Origin of the sequence: Streptococcus sp. HMSC065H07, assembly GCF_001837325.1 — a bacterium.
Lineage (GTDB): Bacteria > Bacillota > Bacilli > Lactobacillales > Streptococcaceae > Streptococcus > Streptococcus salivarius_H.
In genome coordinates, this window is the sequence record NZ_KV832043.1 from 24,078 (window position 1) to 44,570 (window position 20,493).

Genomic DNA, 20,493 nt, shown 5'->3' on the forward strand with positions numbered 1-20,493 from the left:
GATTGAGAGGTCGAGTGAATGGCTAGAGATGGCTTTTTTACAGGATTAGATATAGGAACTAGCTCGATTAAGGTTCTTGTTGCTGAGTTTATTGATGGATCAATGAATGTCATCGGTGTAAGTAATGTTAAGAGTTCTGGTGTGAAAGATGGCATCATTGTTGACATTGACGCTGCAGCGAAAACAATCAAAACAGCTATTGAACAAGCAGAGGAAAAAGCTGGGATTGTTATTGAGCAAGTGAACGTTGGGCTTCCAGCTAATCTTCTTCAAATTGAGCCTACACAAGGTATGATACCTGTAACAAGTGAATCAAAAGAAATCAAAGATGAAGATGTTGAAAGTGTTGTTCGCTCAGCCTTGACAAAGAGCATTACACCTGAGCGTGAGGTTATCTCACTAGTTCCTGAAGAGTTTATTGTTGATGGCTTCCAAGGAATTCGTGATCCTCGTGGAATGATGGGGATTCGTCTTGAAATGAGAGGTCTCATTTATACAGGACCAACAACAATTCTTCACAACCTTCGTAAGACAGTTGAACGTGCTGGTATTCAAGTAGAGAATATTATCATCTCTCCTCTTGCAATGACACGTGCTGTTCTGAATGAAGGTGAACGTGAGTTTGGTGCTACTGTTATTGATATGGGTGGCGGTCAAACAACTGTTGCAAGCATGCGTGCTCAAGAACTTCAATTTACCAATATTTATTCTGAAGGTGGCGAGTACATCACTAAGGATATTTCAAAAGTTTTGAAGACTTCAATGCAGATTGCTGAAGCGCTTAAGTTCAATTTTGGTAATGCAGATATTGAAGAAGCAAGCGAAACAGAAACTGTCCAAGTAGAGGTTGTAGGTGAGAATTCACCTGTTGAAATTACAGAAAAATACCTTGCTGAGATTATCTCAGCTCGTGTGAAGCATATCCTTGATAGAGTTAAACAAGACTTGACTCGAGGACGTCTACTTGATTTGCCTGGTGGCATTGTCCTTGTAGGTGGAACAGCTATCATGCCAGGTGTGGTTGAAGTTGCTCAAGAGATTTTTGAAACAAATGTTAAACTTTACGTGCCAAACCAAGTTGGTATCCGTAATCCAATGTTTGCAAATGTGATTAGTCTTGTTGAGTATGTTGGTCTTCTTACAGAAGTTGACATCATCGCGCAACAGGCTGTGTCTGGTGAAGAGTATCTACGTCGTAAACCAATCGACAATGAGGCTCCTTCCTTGAGTTTTGATAGAACTCCTGCTCCAGCACCTCGAGTGGCTCCTCAACCAAATCCTATTCCTGTTGAGAACACTATTGAGGTACCTCTGCCAGTTGAAGAAGAAAATCATGAACAAAAACAAAAACTTGGTGATCGTGTTCGTGGAATTTTCGGCAGTATGTTTGATTAATTGAATCTAGTAAAAGCGAGGAAATAAAATGAGTTTTTCATTTGATAGCGCATCAGTTCAAGGTGCGGTAATTAAAGTTATCGGTGTCGGTGGAGGTGGCGGAAACGCTATCAACCGAATGATTGAAGAAGGTCTTGCTGGTGTTGAATTTATTGCAGCTAATACTGATATTCAAGCACTCAGTTCTTCTAAAGCAGAAACAGTAATCCAATTGGGTCCTAAATTGACTCGTGGCCTAGGTGCCGGAGGTCAACCTGAAGTTGGTCGTAAGGCAGCTGAAGAAAGTGAAGAAACACTTACAGAAGCACTTACAGGAGCTGATATGGTCTTTATCACTGCTGGTATGGGTGGTGGCTCTGGTACAGGGGCAGCACCAGTTATTGCACGTATTGCGAAAAGTTTGGGTGCATTGACAGTTGCAGTTGTGACACGTCCATTTGGATTTGAAGGTAACAAACGTGGTGCCTTTGCTGTCGAAGGGATTCAAGAGTTGCGTGAGCAAGTTGATACCCTTCTTATTATCTCTAACAATAACCTTCTTGAAATCGTTGATAAGAAAACACCTCTTCTTGAAGCTCTTAGTGAAGCAGATAATGTTCTTCGTCAAGGGGTCCAAGGTATTACAGACCTTATCACTAACCCAGGTTTGATTAACCTCGACTTTGCCGATGTGAAAACAGTTATGGCCAATAAAGGTAATGCACTTATGGGTATCGGTATTGGGTCTGGTGAAGAACGTATTGTTGAAGCTGCACGCAAAGCCATCTATTCACCACTTCTTGAAACTACTATTGATGGTGCAGAAGATGTTATCGTTAACGTAACTGGTGGTCTTGATATGACGCTTACGGAAGCAGAAGAAGCTTCTGAAATTGTTGGCCAAGCAGCTGGTAATGGTGTTAACATTTGGCTTGGTACATCAATCGATGATACATTGAAAGATGAAATCCGTGTAACAGTTGTTGCAACTGGTGTTCGCCAAGATCGTGCTGAAAAAGCATCTGGTATCAAAGCTCAACCACGTAAAGTGACTACAGCTCCTTCACAACCATCAGCTCCTACTCAACAAGTTGTTCAAGAAGAACAACGTCCAGTCTCTCAACCTTCATTTGAACGTCAACCAAATTTTGACTATAATGAAACACCTTCAATGCCACAACCAGGAGTTCGTCCTGCAGCGGCAGCTCCTCAACAAGAGCAGTCAGCTTTTGGTAATTGGGATTTGAGACGTGATAATATTTCTCGTCCTGAAACTGGTCAACTAGATAGTCAATTGACTATGTCTACATTCTCAAGTGATGTTGAAGATGATGATGAATTGGAGACACCACCATTCTTTAAAAATCGTTAATAATGACTATAGAAGAGAATAAAAATAATGTTTATCAAGCGGTAAAAGAAGCATGTGAAAGGGCTAATCGCTCTAGTGATGAAGTCAATATTATTGCCGTAACCAAATATGTTTCAAGTGATGTCGCTGAAGAATTGGTTCAAACGGGAATTAAGCACATTGCTGAAAATCGCGTTGATAAATTCTTAGATAAGTATCAAGCTTTAAAAAATTATGATTTGACTTGGCACCTTATTGGTACCTTGCAACGTCGTAAAGTAAAGGATGTTATTAATTTAGTTGATTATTTTCATGCTTTGGATTCTGTTAAATTAGCAGAGGAAATTCAAAAGCGTGCCGACCATACTATTAATTGCTTCCTACAAGTTAACGTTTCAGGGGAGGAATCAAAACATGGTTTTTCAGCTGAAGAACTTGATACTGTTCTAAAACAAATTGAAAATCTTGATAAGATTTGTATCGTTGGACTAATGACTATGGCTCCAATTGATGCAGATGCTCAAGAACTTGATAAGATTTTTTCTGAGACAAATGAGCTTAGACAATCAATTCAAGAGAAAAAACTAAAGAATGTTCCTTGTGATCAGTTAAGCATGGGGATGAGTCGAGACTATGACATGGCTATTCAGAATGGATCAACCTTTGTCAGAATAGGCAGTGCATTCTTTAAAGAGAACGGAGAATAACCTTATGGCATTAAAAGACGCAATTGATAAAATTGTTTCATATTTTGATACCGACGAAGTAACAGATTATGAAGATGCTGCTAAAGAAGAGGCTAAAGCACGTCCAGTAAAAGCACGTCCAGTAAAAGCACAGAGATCTGTGCAGACACCACCTCCTCGTCAGCAACGTCAACCTGAGCGTTCTCAGGCAACAGTCCCTCCTCGTCGCCAACATGTTAATTCAGACTTACAGGAAACTCAAGTCCTTCGTAGTTTACCTCTGAGTCGTTCACAAGCAAATCAGGGACCACAACAAATGAATACAACTAAAACAACAATTGCAATTAAATATCCTAAAAAGTATGAAGATGCTCAGGAAATTGTAGAACTATTGATTGAAAATGAATGTGTTCTAATCGATTTTCAATATATGTTGGAAGCGCAAGCTCGTCGTTGTCTTGACTTTATTGATGGTGCTAGCAAGGTACTTACAGGCAACTTGCAAAAAGTTGGCTCTTCAATGTATTTGCTTACGCCAATTAATGTCGTAGTTGACATTGAAGAGATTGGTTTGGCTCACGGCAACCAAGAAGCTAATTTCGACTTCGACATGAAGAGACGTTAAGTGATGTCTGTATTACTTTATGTTATTTGGGCACGTGTTGTTAACGTGATAGAGATTCTTCTTGTAGTCTATGCTTTGTTATCCTGGTTTCCAGGAGCTTATGATACTAGCCTTGGAAGAATCATTAGACAAATTGTTCAACCGATTCTCGCACCATTTCGTCGCCTGAATTTAGCTTTTGCTGGTATTGATTTTTCAATAATCGTAATTGTACTTCTACTAAACTTTTCACTTAGAATTCTTAGATTTATTCTACTCTGATGTCAGATATTAAAAAAATTGAACAGCATTACTCGTTAGGTGAACGGCCTTTTCTAGAGAAGGTTAGGGGATTTTGTCATTTAGTTGATGAGAGGTACAGTCCTTACTTAACTGATTTCTTGAATCCTCGTGAAATTCAGATTGTTGAAGAGTTGGCTCATTATTACAATTTAAAATTTTTTGTGAGTTCAAATCTTGAATCTGAAGAGTATGGAAGAGTGATACTTGCTCCCGAATATTACGAGCTTGAAGAAGATGACTTTGAAATTAAACGATTAGAGATCTCATATGCGAGACAGTTCAATAAATTGACACACCCAAAAGTTTTGGGAGCTCTGATTAATCAGCTTGGTCTTGATCGTCAAGTATTTGGAGATATTATTCTTGATGAAGAAGGACGCGTTCAATTTTACATTGCTTCTCATTTAGCAAGTTATGCGATAATGACTATTACTAAGATTGGTAATGTTTCGGTTATTCTAAAAGAAGTAAGTAAAGACGATTGGATTTCAAATCAAGAAAAGTACTCAAAAACTTTTGTCTTACTTTCCAGTATGCGTCTTGATAATGTGTTAGCGACGGTATTAAACTTATCTCGTTCTAACGCCTTAAAACTTATTGCTTCAGGAAAAGTAAAATTAAATTATAGACAAGTTGAGAAGGCTGATCAGGCAGTTATTATTGGTGATATGATTTCGGTTAGAGGTTATGGTCGATTTCGACTAGCTCAACAAGACGGATTTTCAAAGTCCGGGAAAGCTAAAATCGTTATTGAAAGTCTGTTAAGACGGAGAAAAAAGTAGTTATTTAATTTAAACCATTAAATATGGTAATGAAAAATAAAGGAGGCCTGTAATGGCTATTACAGCACTTGATATTAAAGATAAACAGTTTACAACTAAATTTCGTGGATATAATGAGCAAGAAGTTGATGAATTTCTTGATATTATTGTAGACGATTATGAAGATTTAGTTCGTGACAATCGTGAACTTGCTGCTCGTGTAAAAGAGCTTGAAGAAAAATTGGCTTATTTTGATGAAATGAAAGAATCATTGAGTCAATCAGTTATTTTGGCTCAAGAAACAGCAGAAAAAGTTAAAGCTTCAGCGGCTGACGAATCAGCTAACTTGATTAATAAGGCTAACTTCAATGCTACTCATTTGGTTGAAGAAGCTAAATCTAAGGCATCTGAAATTCTTCGTGATGCAACAGATGAAGCCAAACGTGTTGCCATCGAAACAGAAGAACTTAAACGTCAAAGTCGTGTCTTCCACCAACGCCTATTGGCTGCAGTTGAAGGTCAGCTTAGCTTAGCAAGTGCTCCAGAATGGGGTGAATTGTTGCAACCAACAGCTATTTATCTTCAAAATTCAGATGCTGCCTTTAAAGAAGTTGTTGAAAAAGTTTTGGATGAGCATGTACCTGATTCAAATGATGCAGCTTCATTTGATGCAACTCGTCAATTCACTCCTGATGAAATGGCTGAACTTCAACGTCGCGTTGCTGAAAGTAATAAGCAAGTTGAAGATTTCTCTAGTCCAGAAGTTGATGAAACAAACGAAGTTGTTTCAACTCCAGTTGAGTTTGGTATTCCAGACACTTTCGAGAGTGAAGTGGCAGATTTCCCAACTTCAGCACCAGTAGATGAAGATTTTGATTTGCAACCTGAGACAACAGGTGAAATTAATCTAAACGAAACACAAACGTTTAAATTGAATATTAGCGAATAAGAAAAATACAACTTACCAAGTATATTAACAGCGAGTGGGAGATGGTGTGAGTCCCACATTCCCTATTTGGATAGTTATCATTTTCAAGCATTCTAACTGAAAATAAGTAAGTTAGAAGGATGGTCCTCCTTACGGACATATGAGGGAGCAAATTCTTTTGCTCTGAATTAAGGTGGTACCACGAGCTTTCGTCCTTTTTGATGAAGGCTCTTTTTATTTAGTAAATTAAAGAGGAGATATAATGAAACTCAAAGAAACCTTAAATCTAGGTAAGACAGCCTTTCCAATGCGAGCTGGACTTCCTAACAAAGAACCAATCTGGCAAAAAGAGTGGGAAGATGCTAACATGTATCAACGTCGTCAAGAGTTGAACCAAGGTAAACCTCACTTCACTCTTCATGATGGTCCTCCCTATGCCAATGGTAATATTCACGTTGGACATGCGATGAATAAAATTTCTAAGGATATCATTGTGCGTTCAAAATCAATGTCTGGTTTCTATGCTCCTTACGTTCCTGGTTGGGATACGCATGGTCTTCCAATTGAACAAGTGTTGGCAAAACAAGGTGTGAAACGTAAAGAACTTGATCGTGCTGAATATCTTAAGATGTGTCGCGATTATGCACTTTCACAAGTTGACAAACAACGTGAAGATTTCAAACGTCTTGGTGTTTCGGCTGATTGGGATAATCCATATGTTACTTTGACACCAGACTATGAAGCTGCACAAATCCGTGTCTTTGGTGAGATGGCTAAAAAAGGTTACATCTATCAAGGTGCAAAACCAGTTTATTGGTCATGGTCATCAGAGTCAGCACTTGCTGAAGCAGAAATCGAGTACCATGATTTAGTTTCAACCTCACTTTACTATGCCAATAAGGTTAAGGATGGTAGAGGAGTACTAGACACAGATACATATATCGTAGTTTGGACAACAACACCATTTACAGTAACAGCTTCACGTGGTTTGACTGTTGGTGCTGATATTGAATACGTTCTCGTAAAACCTGCCGGAGAAAACCGAAAATTTGTCGTTGCTTCTGAATTACTTAATAGTCTTTCTGAGAAATTTGGTTGGACTGATGTGGAAGTACTTCAGTCATACCGTGGTGAAGAATTGAATCAAATCGTCACTGAACACCCATGGGATACAGAAGTTGATGAGCTTGTTATCCTTGGTGATCACGTTACTACTGATTCAGGTACAGGTATCGTCCATACGGCTCCTGGTTTTGGTGAGGATGACTATAACGTAGGTATCGCTAATGGCCTTGAAGTTGCCGTAACCGTTAATGAGCGTGGTATCATGATGGAAAATGCTGGTCCTGATTTTGAAGGTCAGTTCTACGATAAAGTGGCGCCAATCGTTATGGAAAAACTCGGTGATTTGCTCCTTGCTAAAGAAGAAATCTCACACTCATACCCATTTGACTGGCGTACGAAGAAACCAATCATCTGGCGTGCTGTGCCACAATGGTTTGCCTCTGTTTCTAAATTCCGTCAAGAGATTTTGGATGAGATTGAAAAAGTTAAATTCCATTCTGAGTGGGGGAAAGTTCGTCTCTACAACATGATTCGTGACCGTGGTGACTGGGTAATCTCTCGTCAGCGTGCTTGGGGTGTGCCTCTCCCAATCTTCTATGCTGAAGATAAAACACCAATCATGACTGAAGAAACAATCGAACATGTGGCTAAACTTTTCGAAGAGCACGGTTCAGTTATCTGGTGGGAACGTGATGCCAAAGATCTTCTTCCAGAAGGCTTTACACATCCGGGTTCACCAAATGGTGAGTTTACTAAAGAAACTGACATTATGGACGTATGGTTTGACTCAGGTTCATCATGGAATGGTGTCGTTGTTAACCGTCCTGAGTTGACTTATCCAGCTGACCTTTATCTTGAAGGTTCAGACCAATACCGTGGATGGTTTAACTCATCACTTATCACATCTGTTGCCAATAATGGTGTTGCACCATATAAACAACTCTTGTCTCAAGGTTTTGCGCTTGATGGTAAGGGTGAAAAGATGTCTAAATCCCTCGGTAATACTATTGCTCCTAGTGATGTTGAGAAACAATTTGGTGCTGAAATTCTTCGTCTTTGGGTAACAAGTGTTGATACAACTAATGACGTTCGTATCTCAATGGATATCCTTAGCCAAGTATCAGAATCTTATCGTAAGATTCGTAACACACTTCGTTTCTTGATTGCCAATACATCTGACTTCAATCCAACAACTGATGCAGTAGCCTTTGAAGACTTGCGTTCTGTAGATCAGTACATGACTATTCGATTTAACCAATTAGTTAAGACTATTCGTGATGCCTATGCAAACTTTGAATTCTTAACTATCTACAAAGCCTTGGTTAACTTTATTAACGTTGAGTTGTCTGCTTTCTATCTTGATTTTGCCAAAGATGTGGTTTACATTGAAAGTGCAGAATCACTTGAACGTCGTCAAATGCAAACAGTCTTCTACGATATTCTTGTCAAGATTACAAAACTATTGACTCCAATCCTTCCTCACACTGCAGAAGAAATTTGGTCATATCTTGAATTTGAAACAGAAGACTATGTTCAATTGTCAGAGTTGCCAGAAGCAGAAGATTTCGCTGGTCAAGATGCACTTCTTGAAAAATGGAATGCCTTCATGGATTTCCGTGGCCAAGCTCAAAAAGCTTTGGAAGAAGCGCGTAACGAAAAAGTTATCGGTAAATCACTTGAAGCTCATTTGACAATCTATCCTAATGCTGAAGTCAAAGAACTTCTTGAAGGTTTGAACACTAACCTTGCTCAACTTTTGATTGTTTCAGCATTGACTATTGCTGAAGGAGATGCTCCTGAATCTGCTGTAAGCTTTGAAGGTGTAGCATTCACAGTAGAACGTGCTGAAGGTGATGTCTGTGATCGTTGCCGTCGTATCGATCCAACTACCAAAGAACGTAGCTACAATGCGACTATCTGTGATCACTGTGCTAGCATTGTTGAAGAAAACTTTGCTGAAGGTGTCGCAGAAGGTTTTGAAGTAAAAGCAAAATAAAATAAAAAGAGTTCAACTTGAACTCTTTTTCTGTTTGTTTTTCGAATATAGTATTGAACACAATAAAAAAACTAGCCCAGCTAGTTTTTTCTTATAGTCCGTAGTTATAATCATCGTCTTGCATGGCTTCAACAGTCCCTAGAAGGTAACCATTACCAACTTGAGAGAAGAAGTCGTGGTTAGATGTTCCTGTAGAAATACCATTCATAACGATTGGGTTAACATCGTTCGCACTATCTGGGAAGAGTGGATCTTGTCCCAGGTTCATGAGAGCCTTGTTGGCGTTGTAACGAAGGAAAGTCATAACTTCCTCAGTCCATCCAACACCATCATAAAGAGATTTAGTGTAGAGCTCTTCATTTTCATACAATTGGTAGAGAAGATCATACATCCATTCACGGAAACTTTCTTGCTCTTCTTCAGTCAATTCGTTGAACCCTAGTTGGAATTTATAGCCAATATAGGTTCCGTGAACAGATTCGTCACGGATAATGAGCTTAATGATTTCAGCGACATTAGCCAGCTTGTTATTACCAAGATAATAGAGTGGAGTGAAGAACCCTGAATAGAAAAGGAATGTTTCAAGATATGTTGAAGCAACCTTTTTCTGAAGAGGCGTTCCATTTTCATAGATATCGTTAATGATTTTCGCCTTGGTTTGGAGGTATTCGTTACTGTTTGTCCACTCGAAAATTTCTTCAATTTCAGATTTAGTATTCAAAGTTGAGAAGATTGAAGAGTAAGATTTCGCGTGAACAGATTCCATGAACTGAATGTTGTTCAATACAGCTTCTTCATGAGGTGTACGGACGTCTGCACGAATGGCTTCAACACCAGTTTGAGATTGCATGGTATCTAGCAAGGTTAAACCACCGAAAACTTTTCCAACCAAATCCTTTTCTTCAGCTGAAAGTTTACGCCAGTCATCAAGGTCATTTGAAAGTGGGATACGTGTATCTAGCCAAAATTGTTCGGTCAATTTTTCCCAAGTAGATTTATCAATCGCATCTTCGATTTCATTCCAGTTAATGGCTTTGTAGTAAGTTTCCATTAGAAACCTCTTTCTTTATTGATGTCGTTACTATTTTATCATAATTCAAAATCATGATATAGTTTTTTGAGTTGATCTATTAAAAAAGTCGGCGAACCGACCTTTTAATGCATTTTGTAAATAAGACTAGTGAAGTTGTTATCGTTAAATCACTATCTTAGATGACACAGCTTTCACATTGGTTAGAACCAACCTCTTCACCGTCATCTGTATAAGTACGGATGTAGTAGATTGATTTAATTCCCTTGTTAAAGGCGTAGTTACGAAGGATAGAAAGATCTCGAGTCGTTTGTTTATTTTCTGTTTTCCATTCGTAAATTTCTTTTGGTAACTCACTACGCAAAAATAGGGTTAATGACAAACCTTGATCAACGTGTTCAGTTGCAGCGGCATAAACATCGATAACTTTACGCATGTCCATGTCGTAGGCTGAAGTGTAGAAAGGAATTGTGTCTGTTGAAAGACCGTTGGCTGGATAGTAGATTTTTCCGATTTTCTTTTCTTGACGTTCTTCAATACGTTGTGTGATTGGATGGATAGAAGCCGAACAGTCGTTAATGTAAGAGATTGAGCCATTTGGCGCAACAGCCAAACGGTTTTGATGGTAGAGTCCATCTTTCTTAACGAGTTCACGGAGCTCTTCCCAATCTTTAGCTTGGGGGATGAAGTGGCCATCGAAAAGTTCTTTGATACGGTCAGATTTAGGAACGTATTGGCCTGTAACGTATTTGTCAAAGTAAGAACCATCAGCATATTTTGATTTTTCAAAACCGACAAAGGTTTCTTGACGTTCACGGGCAATGTTGTTAGATTCAACTAAAGTCCAGTAGTTCATAAGCATGAAGTAGATATTAGTGAATTCAACAGATTCAGGGCTACCATACTCGATATGGTGTTTAGCGAGGTAAGAGTGAAGCCCCATAGCTCCCAAACCAAAGGTATGAGCTTGTTGGTTACCATTTTTGATAGATGGAACAGCATCAATACTTGAGCTATCTGTAACAAAGGTAAGCGCACGTGTCATAGCTCTAATCGAACGACCAAAGTCAGGTGAAGTCATCATGTTAAGGATATTAGTTGATCCGAGGTTACATGAAATGTCTGTACCGAGTTTAACAAACTCTTGTGCATCGTTAAGTTCACTTGGTGTTTGAACTTGGAGAATTTCAGAACAGAGGTTGGACATGATAATCTTACCATCGATTGGATTGTGTCGATTGGCTGTATCAACATTGACGATATATGGATAACCTGATTCTTGTTGGAGTTTAGAAATTTCAGTTTCTAGCTCACGGGCATTAATCTTGGTTTTTGTGATATTTGGATTGGCAACCAACTCATCGTACATAGCTGTAATATCAATGTAGTTATATGGTTTACCGTACTCTTTTTCGACTGAGTAAGGACTGAAGAGGTACATATCTTCATTATTACGTGCCAACTCGTAGAATTTATCTGGAACTGTAACACCAAGTGATAGTGTCTTAACACGCACCTTCTCATCAGCATTCTCTTTCTTAGTAGAAAGGAAGGCAAGGATATCTGGGTGGAAAACATCCAAATAAACAACACCAGCACCTTGACGTTGGCCAAGTTGGTTTGAGTAAGAGAAGCTATCTTCAAAAAGCTTCATAACAGGCACGACACCAGAGGCTGCCCCAGCATATCCTTTGATAGGAGCACCAGCTTCACGAAGGTTAGACAGGCTAATACCTACCCCACCACCAATACGTGATAACTGGAGGGCAGAGTTGATAGAACGTCCGATAGAATTCATGTCATCTGTTACTTGAATAAGGAAACATGACACGAGTTCACCACGACGACTACGTCCAGCATTTAAAAATGAAGGAGTAGCAGGTTGGTAACGTTGGTGAATCATTTCGTTGGCAAGGTCACTAGCTAGTTTTTCATCACCATCAGCAAAGTAAAGGGCGTTGAATAGAACACGATCTTCAATACTTTCGAGGTAAGACTCGCCATCGTTTGTTTTGAGGGCATATTGTTGGTAGAACTTGTAGGCTGCCATGAAAGATTGGAAGCGGAATTTTTGAGAATGAATTTCTGCAGACAATTTTTCGATGAAAGCAGGTTCGTATTTACCGATGAATTCAGACTCAATATAATCGTTCTCAATCAAATAATTAATTTTATCTGTGATGCTGTTGAATGCCATTGAATTTGGCTTAACGTTTTCAAGGAAGAAGGCACGAAGTGCTTCTTTGTCCTTATGCAAAGGAATTTGACCGTTAACAGGACGATTAATTTCGTTATTGAGGCGGAAGTATGAGACATCGCCAAGATTTTTTAAAGACATAATACAGATACCAGGCTCAGTTTAATAGTAGATTAAGGTTAAAATATTAAACTAAGCAAACAAGTTCCTTTCTATATAAAAACTTGATAATTAAAGGATTTCTTTAAGTTTAGCCGGTTGAAAACCTGAAAAGACGATATCGCCGGCTTCAATAACTGGAGCAGCAGTGAAACCGAGGCTTTTAACGTAATCGATTTTTTCTGGCTGTTCATCAATGTTGATTTCTTCGAAATCAGCACCTTCCTTTTCCAAGAATTTTTTAGTCATTTTGCACTGCATGCAGTTGTTTTTAGAAAACAATGTAATCTTTGACATTGCAAATACTCCTTTATAAAAAGATTTTAAGTGGCCAAGAGCCACTTTTTCAACTCTAATAGAATACCCAAAATATTGGGAAAAATCAAGCTAAATATCTCAAGGAAATACAATATTTTGTGTTTAGTATTAAAACACAACCCTATATCTTGTGTTTTAAAGGCTTTTTTAAGTTTCCTAAATTAAATAGGATTTTTATATGGAATTGACTAAAAAAGAAACATCTAACCATAAATGTTATATAATGTAACATCAAAATGCCAATTCTATTTGTTTTTTCAAAAAAAACAGTGTAGAATAAAGAAAATTTTTAACTAATGGAGGTTCAAGTATGCAAGAATACTGTTCAAATCTAACTGTAAATGGTAAGACATTCTCTTTCTATGATCTCGAAAAAGCAGCAAAATCTCATGATGTTAAGGTCGGAGAACTACCTTATACCATTCGAATACTACTTGAAAGTCTCCTCCGAAAAAAAGATGGCGTCGATGTTAAGGAATCTCACATTTCTGACCTGATGAAATTTCCGAATTTTCCGACAGTTTCCGAAGTGCCTTTTAAACCAAGTCGTGTTATCTTACAAGATTTTACAGGAGTTCCTGTTGTTGTTGATTTAGCTTCAATGCGTGATGCTATAGTGGCTAATGGTGGTAAAGCAGAATTTATTAACCCTGAGATTCCAGTAGATTTGGTCATCGACCACTCTGTCCAAGTGGATTCATACGGATGTGATACTGCTCTTGAAGACAATATCAATCTAGAGTTTAAACGTAATAACGAGCGCTATGAATTTCTTAAGTGGGCCGAACAGTCTTTTGAAAATTATCGTGCGGTTCCACCAGCAACAGGGATTATTCACCAGGTTAATATTGAATTTTTGAGCGATGTCATTATTGAAAAAGATGGGTTACTCTATCCTGATTCTATGTTTGGTACAGATAGTCACACGACTATGATTAATGGTATTGGCGTTCTTGGTTGGGGTGTTGGCGGTATTGAAGCTGAAGCAGCTATGCTCGGTGAAGCATCTTATTTCCCAATTCCAGAGGTTATTGGTGTACATCTGACAGGAGAGTTGCCTAAAATTGCTACAGCAACAGATTTGGCTCTCAAGATTACTCAGGTGCTTCGTTCTGAAAATGTGGTTGGTAAATTTGTTGAGTACTTTGGACCTGGCTTGAAGAGCTTATCTCTAGCTGATCGTGCTACAGTCGCTAATATGGCACCAGAATATGGTGCGACCTGTGGTTATTTTCCTATTGATGACGAGACTCTTAACTACATGCGTTTAACTAACCGTGATGAGGAACATATCCAAGTCACTGAAGCCTATACAAAAGCCAATCATCTTTTCTATGATCCAAGTAAAGAAGCCAAGTATACTAAGATTGTTGAAATTGATTTGTCATCTATTAAACCTTCTATCTCAGGTCCTAAACGTCCACAAGATTTGATTCTCTTATCAGATGCTAAGCAAGAATTTCAAGATGCAGTGGTACGAGAAGCAGGTGTCCGTGGCTTTGGTTTGGATAAGGAAGAGTTAGCAAAAACTGCAAAAGTTGACTTTGAGGATCATTCAGAAACAATTCAAACAGGTCATGTGGCCATTGCAGCTATCACATCATGTACCAATACTTCAAATCCTTACGTTCTTATGGCAGCCGGTCTTTTAGCTAAAAAAGCGGTTGAGAAAGGATTAAAAGTATCTCCAACAGTGAAGACATCTTTGGCACCAGGTTCTAAGGTTGTTACTGGTTATCTCAAAGCTTCAGGCTTACAAACCTATCTAGATAAGCTTGGCTTTAACTTGGTAGGTTACGGTTGCACAACCTGTATTGGGAACTCAGGAGACTTACGTCCTGAGGTGGCTAAGGCTATTGTAGATACTGATTTATTAGCGAGTGCTGTTTTGTCAGGAAATCGTAATTTTGAAGGGCGTATTAATCCACTTGTTAAAGCGAATTTCTTGGCTAGCCCACCATTGGTTGTTGCTTATGCCTTAGCTGGTAACACGAATATTGATTTGACAACTGAACCTTTAGGTTTTGACGACAATGGTCAAGCTGTTTATTTAGAGGATGTTATGCCATCCCGTGATGAAATTGAGACTTATGTTGATAAATACGTCACTCGTCAACTCTTCCAAGATGAATATGCCAGTGTCTTTTCTGATAGTGAGAAGTGGAATGCCATTCCTACTGAACAAAGTCAAAATTATAAATGGAATCAAAACTCTACCTATATTCAAAACCCACCTTACTTTGATGCTTTAGGAGATGATTTGAGCATTAAACCATTGAAAGATTTGAAGGTTTTGGCTAAATTCGGAGATACGGTTACAACAGACCATATTTCTCCGGCAGGTAATATTGCCAGAAATAGTCCAGCAGCTCGTTATTTGACCGAGAATGGTGTTGATTATCAAGAATTCAATTCTTATGGTAGCCGTCGTGGAAATCACGAAGTCATGATGCGAGGCACCTTTGCTAATATTCGTATCAAGAATGAGCTAGCAGATGGAAAAATTGGTGGATATACTAAATATGATGGTGACATTCTACCTATATATGATGCTGCTATGAAATATAAAGAAGCTAATCAAGGTACACTTGTAATTGCCGGTAAGGATTATGGTATGGGCTCAAGTCGTGACTGGGCGGCTAAAGGTGCTAATCTTCTTGGTGTAAAAGTAGTGCTTGCTGAGAGTTTTGAGCGTATTCACCGTTCAAATCTCGTTATGATGGGGATTTTACCAGTCCAATTTATGGAAGGAGAAAATGCTGAAAATCTTGGATTGACAGGACATGAGACCTTTAGCTTTGATCTTTCAGAAAATCCAGGTGTCCATGATGTTATCACTGTTACAGCTTCAACACCTGAACAAACCAAAACCTTTAAAGCCTTGGTACGCTTCGATGCAGATGCTGATATTCGCTACTATAAAAATGGTGGTATCTTGCCAATGGTTGTAAGAAAAAAATTGAAGGGGGCCTAATATGACAACAGTTGAAATTAATGGACTTAAGGATATGATTGCCTGTAATACTAGGATTTCATCTATTATTGATGATCATTTATCGTATTCGGGATATGATATTTCCGAGTTTATGGAAAATAAAGCGTCTTTTGAGGAAGTGATTTATCTCTTGTGGAATGGTCATCTTCCTACGCAAATGGAACTTAAGTATTTTGAAGCTGAGTTGCGTAAGAACTATGATATTTCTGATGCTGTAGAGCAATGCATTCTTATCCAGTCTCGTCCACATTTGCACCCAATGAGTGTTTTACGTTCAACAGTCTCCCTTCTTGGGGTTTATAATGTGGATGCCGAGGAAAGATCCATGGAGGCAATTTATCAGCAAAGTATTGAATTGATGGCTAAATTGCCAACAATTATTACGACTTTTGCACGCTTACGCACTGGTAAAATGCCCCTCAAACCAAGAGAAGATTTAGGTTTTGCTGCTAATTTTCTTTACATGCTGAATGGTGTTGAACCTTCTGAAATTGAAGTTGAGGCTATGAATAAGGCCTTAATTCTACATGCTGATCATGAGTTGAATGCTTCAACTTTTGCAGCGCGTGTTTGTGCTTCGACTCTGACAGATATTTATTCGTGTGTTACAACAGCTATTGGTGCTCTAAAAGGTCCCCTGCATGGTGGGGCTAATGAACGCGTCTTTGATATGCTTAAAGAAATCCGCGAATCAGGTGATGTTTATGCTTACTTACAGGAAAAACTTGACTCTAAAGAGAAAATCATGGGATTTGGGCACCGTGTATACAAGAAACAGGATCCTCGTGAAATTTTCTTAAGAGATATGGCTAAAAAGTTGACAGAGGGTACCGAGAATGAAGAATTCTTTAATATGTCTCAAGAAATTGAAGAGTTCATGAAAGATAAGAAGGGATTAATTCCCAATGTAGACTTCTATTCAGCCACCGTATACCATACTCTAGGAATTGACAGCGATATCTTCACACTTATCTTTGCAATGAGTCGTGTTGCCGGCTGGATTGCTCATATTCAAGAGCAGCAAAAAAATAACAAATTGATTCGTCCTCGCTCACAGTATATTGGACAAGAAAATATGACCTATATTCCTTTAGAAAAACGCTAGGGAGGAAAGCTATATGGCAGAAAAAATCGTAATGACAAATGGACAGCTTCAAGTTTCTGATAGTCCAATTATCCCTTTTATTGAAGGGGATGGTGTTGGACATGATATCTGGAAGAATGCCCAAGCAATCTTTGATAAAGCAGTAGAAGTAGCCTATGAAGGAACGCGTCATATTGAGTGGCAAGAGCTCCTAGCTGGTAAGAAGGCTTATGATAAAACAGGAGAATGGTTGCCGAAAAAAACATTGGAGACTATTCGAGAAAGTTTAGTTGCTATTAAGGGTCCGCTTGAGACGCCAGTAGGTGGAGGGATTCGTTCTTTAAATGTAGCTTTACGTCAAGAACTTGATCTCTACGCTTGTGTTAGACCGGTTCGTTACTTTGAAGGAGTAGCAAGTCCGCTTAAGGAACCAGAAAAAACGAATATTACTATTTTTCGTGAAAATACTGAAGATATTTATGCGGGAATTGAATGGGAAGCGGGAACAACAGATGTTAAGCGCGTGATTGAGTTTCTCCAGACAGAAATGAATGTTAGTAAAATTCGCTTCCCAGAATCAAGTAGTATCGGAATCAAGCCAATTTCAATAGAAGGAAGTAAACGCCTCATTCGCTCGGCTATCGACTATGCTCTCAAGAACAATCTAAAAAAAGTGACCTTAGTTCATAAGGGGAATATTCAAAAATTTACAGAAGGTGGCTTCCGTAAATGGGGTTATGAATTGGCTCAGGAAGAATATAAAGAAGAATTGCTGGCTGGTCGTTTAGAGATTAATGATATAATCGCGGATAACTTTCTACAACAGATTCTTTTAAATCCAGAAAAATTTGATGTTGTTGCCTTAACCAACTTGAATGGTGATTATGCCAGTGACGCCTTAGCTGCACAAGTTGGTGGTATCGGCATCTCCCCTGGAGCCAATATTAACTATCAAACAGGCCATGCTATTTTTGAAGCAACACATGGAACAGCTCCGGATATCGCGGATCAAGATAAGGCTAATCCTTGCTCAGTTCTATTATCTGGCTGCATGCTTCTAGATTATATTGGTTGGACTGAGGTAGCTCAACTGATTACAAGTGCTATTGAAAAGACATTTAAAGCTGATATCTTTACAGCTGACTTGGCATTTGGGAAACAAGCTTATTCAACGAGTGCCTTTAGCAATCAAATTCTTTCAATTATGTGATTGTTTTTGCTCGAAAATGAAAATTAACGATTGAAAACACCATGAAAGAAATTTTCTGAAAATGTTGTAAATAACTAGAGACTAGTATTTGCTTATGTTTAAAAAATTGAAAATGAGCAGTAAAATGAGAGACAGGCTTTTGAAAAACTTGTAGAAAGTACGTTTTAACCTTGATAATCTCAATTAGCTATGTTATAATTCTAAATTGTAAGGGTTATCATTGATAACTCAAATATTCCAAACTAAGAAGGAGAATCCATTATGGCTTCTAAAGATTTCCACATTGTTGCAGAAACAGGTATCCACGCACGTCCAGCTACTTTGCTTGTTCAAACAGCTAGCAAATTTGCTTCAGATATCACTCTTGACTACAAAGGTAAAGCAGTTAACCTTAAATCAATCATGGGTGTTATGAGCCTTGGTGTTGGTCAAGGTGCTGACGTAACTATCTCTGCAGAAGGTGCTGATGCTGATGATGCAATCGTAGCAATCGCAGAAACAATGACAAAAGAAGGATTGGCATAAGAATATGACAGAAATGCTTAAAGGAATCGCAGCATCTGATGGTGTTGCAGTTGCTAAGGCATATCTGCTTGTTCAACCGGACTTGTCATTTGAAACTGTAACAGTTGAAGATACAAGTGCAGAAGAGGCTCGTCTAGATGCTGCTCTAGCGGCGTCACAAGACGAGCTTTCTGTTATCCGTGAAAAAGCAGTTGAAAGCCTTGGTGAAGAAGCGGCAGCCGTTTTTGATGCTCACTTGATGGTTCTTGCTGACCCAGAAATGACTGGTCAAATTAAAGAAACTATCCGTGCTAAACAAGTTAATGCTGAAGCTGCTTTGACAGAAGTAACAGACATGTTTATCGCTATTTTTGAAGGTATGGAAGATAACCCATACATGCAAGAACGTGCAGCGGATATTCGTGACGTTACAAAACGTGTGCTTGCTAACTTGCTTGGTAAGAAATTGCCTAACCCGGCAACAATCAACGAAGAATCAATCGTTGTTGCTCATGACTTGACACCATCTGATACAGCTCAGTTGAACAAAAAGTACGTAAAAGCCTTTGTTACTAACATCGGTGGACGTACAAGTCACTCAGCTATCATGGCGCGTACACTTGAAATCGCAGCCGTTCTTGGAACAAATAACATCACAGAACTTGTCAAAGATGGTGATGTTTTGGCTGTTTCAGGTATTACTGGTGAAGTTGTTATCAACCCAACTGAAGAGCAAATTGCTGAGTTCAAAGCAGCTGGTGAAGCTTACGCTAAACAAAAAGCTGAATGGGCTCTCCTTAAAGATGCTCAAACAGTTACTGCTGATGGAAAACATTTCGAATTGGCTGCCAACATCGGTACACCTAAAGACGTTGAAGGTGTAAATGATAACGGTGCTGAAGCTGTTGGTCTCTATCGTACAGAATTCTTGTATATGGATTCTCAAGACTTCCCAACTGAAGATGACCAATATGAAGCTTACAAAGCAGTTCTTGAAGGTATGAACGGTAAACCTGTTGTCGTTCGTACAATGGATATCGGTGGGGATAAGGAACTCCCTTACTTCGACCTTCCTAAAGAAATGAACCCATTCTTGGGTTACCGTGCTTTGCGTATTTCTATCTCTGAAACTGGTAATCAAATGTTCCGTACACAATTGCGTGCTTTGCTTCGTGCATCTGTTCACGGTAAATTGCGTATCATGTTCCCAATGGTTGCTTTGTTGACTGAGTTCCGTACTGCTAAAGGTATTCTTGAAGAAGAAAAAGCTAAATTGGTTGCTGAAGGTGTTGCCGTTGCAGACGATATCGAAGTAGGTATCATGATTGAAATCCCAGCTGCAGCTATGCTTGCTGACCAATTTGCTAAGGAAGTTGATTTCTTCTCAATTGGTACAAATGACCTTATCCAATACACAATGGCTGCTGACCGTATGAACGAACAAGTTTCATACCTTTACCAACCATATAACCCATCAATCCTTCGTTTGATTAACAATGTTATCAAAGCTGCTCATGCTGAAGGTAAATGGGCTGGTATGTGTGGTGAAATGGCCGGTGACCAAACTGCTGTTCCACTTCTTGTTGGAATGGGCTTGGATGAGTTCTCAATGTCAGCGACATCTGTTCTTCGTACACGTAGCTTGATGAAGAAACTTGACACAGCTAAAATGGAAGAATACGCTAACCGTGCTCTTACTGAATGTGCAACAATGGAAGAAGTTCTTGAACTTTCAAAAGAATACGTTAACGTAGACTAATCATAAAAAGTGGAGGCTTAGGCTTTCACTTTTTTTATATCTAAACGGAGACAAAATAATTGACTCATTCTTTAGTTAGGAGTAGAATACCGCTAACCTAGGTTAATAATTTTAACTATTTTTTGTCAAAATTTTCTGAATAATTCTCGTTTAAATCTTGGAATATTTC

Annotated in this window: 15 protein-coding genes and 2 pseudogenes; 14 read left to right on the top strand and 3 right to left on the bottom strand. The window is 38.8% G+C overall.

Annotation, left to right across the window (positions count from 1 at the left end; all coding sequences use genetic code 11):
* The first annotated feature begins 18 nt into the window (after positions 1-18).
* From ftsA to ileS, 9 genes and pseudogenes are all read left to right on the top strand, one after another.
* Complete coding sequence (ftsA, locus tag HMPREF2637_RS08620; protein WP_037600477.1) at positions 19-1,395, top strand: cell division protein FtsA; 1,377 nt, start codon at positions 19-21, stop codon at positions 1,393-1,395.
* Positions 1,396-1,423: 28 nt separating this feature from the next.
* Positions 1,424-2,513: pseudogene (gene ftsZ, locus HMPREF2637_RS08625) on the top strand (cell division protein FtsZ); the annotation flags it as partial.
* 74 nt (positions 2,514-2,587) lie between these two features.
* A pseudogene (locus HMPREF2637_RS11740) lies at positions 2,588-2,746 on the top strand (cell division protein FtsZ); the annotation flags it as partial.
* Positions 2,747-2,748: 2 nt separating this feature from the next.
* Positions 2,749-3,432: a YggS family pyridoxal phosphate-dependent enzyme gene (locus tag HMPREF2637_RS08630; protein ID WP_037600483.1), complete on the top strand. Its 684-nt coding sequence runs from the start codon at positions 2,749-2,751 to the stop codon at positions 3,430-3,432.
* Between the two features lie 4 nt (positions 3,433-3,436).
* Entirely contained in the window at positions 3,437-4,036 is a 600-nt protein-coding gene (locus HMPREF2637_RS08635; protein ID WP_070839974.1) for a cell division protein SepF, read from the top strand.
* Positions 4,037-4,039: 3 nt separating this feature from the next.
* Positions 4,040-4,297, top strand: a complete 258-nt coding sequence (locus HMPREF2637_RS08640; RefSeq protein ID WP_002890670.1) for a YggT family protein — start codon at positions 4,040-4,042, stop codon at positions 4,295-4,297.
* Entirely contained in the window at positions 4,297-5,100 is an 804-nt protein-coding gene (locus tag HMPREF2637_RS08645; RefSeq protein WP_070839978.1) for a YlmH family RNA-binding protein, read from the top strand. Before HMPREF2637_RS08640 ends, HMPREF2637_RS08645 begins: the two co-directional genes overlap by 1 nt.
* Before the next feature lie 52 nt (positions 5,101-5,152).
* On the top strand, positions 5,153-6,028 hold the full coding sequence (locus tag HMPREF2637_RS08650; protein ID WP_002890673.1) for a DivIVA domain-containing protein: 876 nt from the start codon (positions 5,153-5,155) through the stop codon (positions 6,026-6,028).
* A 241-nt stretch (positions 6,029-6,269) separates the two neighbouring features.
* Positions 6,270-9,068, top strand: a complete 2,799-nt coding sequence (ileS, locus tag HMPREF2637_RS08655) for an isoleucine--tRNA ligase (RefSeq protein WP_064524710.1) — start codon at positions 6,270-6,272, stop codon at positions 9,066-9,068.
* A 91-nt stretch (positions 9,069-9,159) separates the two neighbouring features.
* On the opposite strand, the gene nrdF is transcribed toward ileS, so the two are convergent.
* The 3 genes from nrdF to nrdH all read right to left on the bottom strand — a co-directional run bounded on the left by nrdF (position 9,160) and on the right by nrdH (position 12,751).
* Positions 9,160-10,119, bottom strand: coding sequence for a class 1b ribonucleoside-diphosphate reductase subunit beta (gene nrdF, locus HMPREF2637_RS08660; RefSeq protein ID WP_014634259.1), 960 nt, complete (start codon positions 10,117-10,119; stop codon positions 9,160-9,162).
* 157 nt (positions 10,120-10,276) lie between these two features.
* Complete coding sequence (nrdE, locus tag HMPREF2637_RS08665; RefSeq protein WP_021144364.1) at positions 10,277-12,436, bottom strand: class 1b ribonucleoside-diphosphate reductase subunit alpha; 2,160 nt, start codon at positions 12,434-12,436, stop codon at positions 10,277-10,279.
* Positions 12,437-12,526: 90 nt separating this feature from the next.
* On the bottom strand, positions 12,527-12,751 hold the full coding sequence (nrdH, locus tag HMPREF2637_RS08670) for a glutaredoxin-like protein NrdH (protein WP_049545542.1): 225 nt from the start codon (positions 12,749-12,751) through the stop codon (positions 12,527-12,529).
* A gap of 331 nt (positions 12,752-13,082) precedes the next feature.
* On the opposite strand from nrdH, the gene acnA reads away from it, so the two are divergent.
* The 5 genes from acnA (at position 13,083) to ptsP (ending at position 20,324) form a co-directional block, all read left to right on the top strand.
* A complete protein-coding gene (gene acnA / locus HMPREF2637_RS08675; RefSeq protein WP_064524706.1) occupies positions 13,083-15,746 on the top strand; it encodes an aconitate hydratase AcnA in 2,664 nt (887 codons plus the stop codon).
* 1 nt (position 15,747) lies between these two features.
* Positions 15,748-16,872 carry a citrate synthase gene (locus tag HMPREF2637_RS08680; RefSeq protein ID WP_064524704.1) on the top strand — a complete coding sequence of 375 codons (1,125 nt, stop codon included), beginning with the start codon at positions 15,748-15,750 and terminating at the stop codon, positions 16,870-16,872.
* 13 nt (positions 16,873-16,885) lie between these two features.
* The gene (icd, locus tag HMPREF2637_RS08685; RefSeq protein WP_070839982.1) at positions 16,886-18,061 is read left to right on the top strand and encodes an NADP-dependent isocitrate dehydrogenase; all 1,176 of its coding nucleotides are present in this window, start codon (positions 16,886-16,888) and stop codon (positions 18,059-18,061) included.
* A 261-nt stretch (positions 18,062-18,322) separates the two neighbouring features.
* Positions 18,323-18,586: a phosphocarrier protein HPr gene (locus HMPREF2637_RS08690; RefSeq protein WP_045772118.1), complete on the top strand. Its 264-nt coding sequence runs from the start codon at positions 18,323-18,325 to the stop codon at positions 18,584-18,586.
* A 4-nt stretch (positions 18,587-18,590) separates the two neighbouring features.
* Positions 18,591-20,324 (top strand): phosphoenolpyruvate--protein phosphotransferase, encoded by a 1,734-nt coding sequence (ptsP, locus tag HMPREF2637_RS08695; RefSeq protein ID WP_002890681.1) that lies wholly within the window; start codon positions 18,591-18,593, stop codon positions 20,322-20,324.
* Positions 20,325-20,493: the final 169 nt, after the last annotated feature.

Bases quoted from the DNA above. Each gene is read 5' to 3' on its own strand.
- ftsA (WP_037600477.1), top strand. From the start codon at position 19: ATGGCTAGAGATGGCTTTTTTACAGGATTAGATATAGGAACTAGCTCG.
- HMPREF2637_RS08645 (WP_070839978.1), top strand. From the start codon at position 4,297: ATGTCAGATATTAAAAAAATTGAACAGCATTACTCGTTAGGTGAACGG.
- acnA (WP_064524706.1), top strand. From the start codon at position 13,083: ATGCAAGAATACTGTTCAAATCTAACTGTAAATGGTAAGACATTCTCT.
- HMPREF2637_RS08680 (WP_064524704.1), top strand. From the start codon at position 15,748: ATGACAACAGTTGAAATTAATGGACTTAAGGATATGATTGCCTGTAAT.
- ptsP (WP_002890681.1), top strand. From the start codon at position 18,591: ATGACAGAAATGCTTAAAGGAATCGCAGCATCTGATGGTGTTGCAGTT.
- ileS (WP_064524710.1), top strand. From the start codon at position 6,270: ATGAAACTCAAAGAAACCTTAAATCTAGGTAAGACAGCCTTTCCAATG.
- nrdE (WP_021144364.1), bottom strand. From the start codon at position 12,436: ATGTCTTTAAAAAATCTTGGCGATGTCTCATACTTCCGCCTCAATAAC.
- HMPREF2637_RS08640 (WP_002890670.1), top strand. From the start codon at position 4,040: ATGTCTGTATTACTTTATGTTATTTGGGCACGTGTTGTTAACGTGATA.
- nrdH (WP_049545542.1), bottom strand. From the start codon at position 12,751: ATGTCAAAGATTACATTGTTTTCTAAAAACAACTGCATGCAGTGCAAA.
- icd (WP_070839982.1), top strand. From the start codon at position 16,886: ATGGCAGAAAAAATCGTAATGACAAATGGACAGCTTCAAGTTTCTGAT.
- nrdF (WP_014634259.1), bottom strand. From the start codon at position 10,119: ATGGAAACTTACTACAAAGCCATTAACTGGAATGAAATCGAAGATGCG.
- HMPREF2637_RS08630 (WP_037600483.1), top strand. From the start codon at position 2,749: ATGACTATAGAAGAGAATAAAAATAATGTTTATCAAGCGGTAAAAGAA.
- HMPREF2637_RS08635 (WP_070839974.1), top strand. From the start codon at position 3,437: ATGGCATTAAAAGACGCAATTGATAAAATTGTTTCATATTTTGATACC.
- HMPREF2637_RS08690 (WP_045772118.1), top strand. From the start codon at position 18,323: ATGGCTTCTAAAGATTTCCACATTGTTGCAGAAACAGGTATCCACGCA.
- HMPREF2637_RS08650 (WP_002890673.1), top strand. From the start codon at position 5,153: ATGGCTATTACAGCACTTGATATTAAAGATAAACAGTTTACAACTAAA.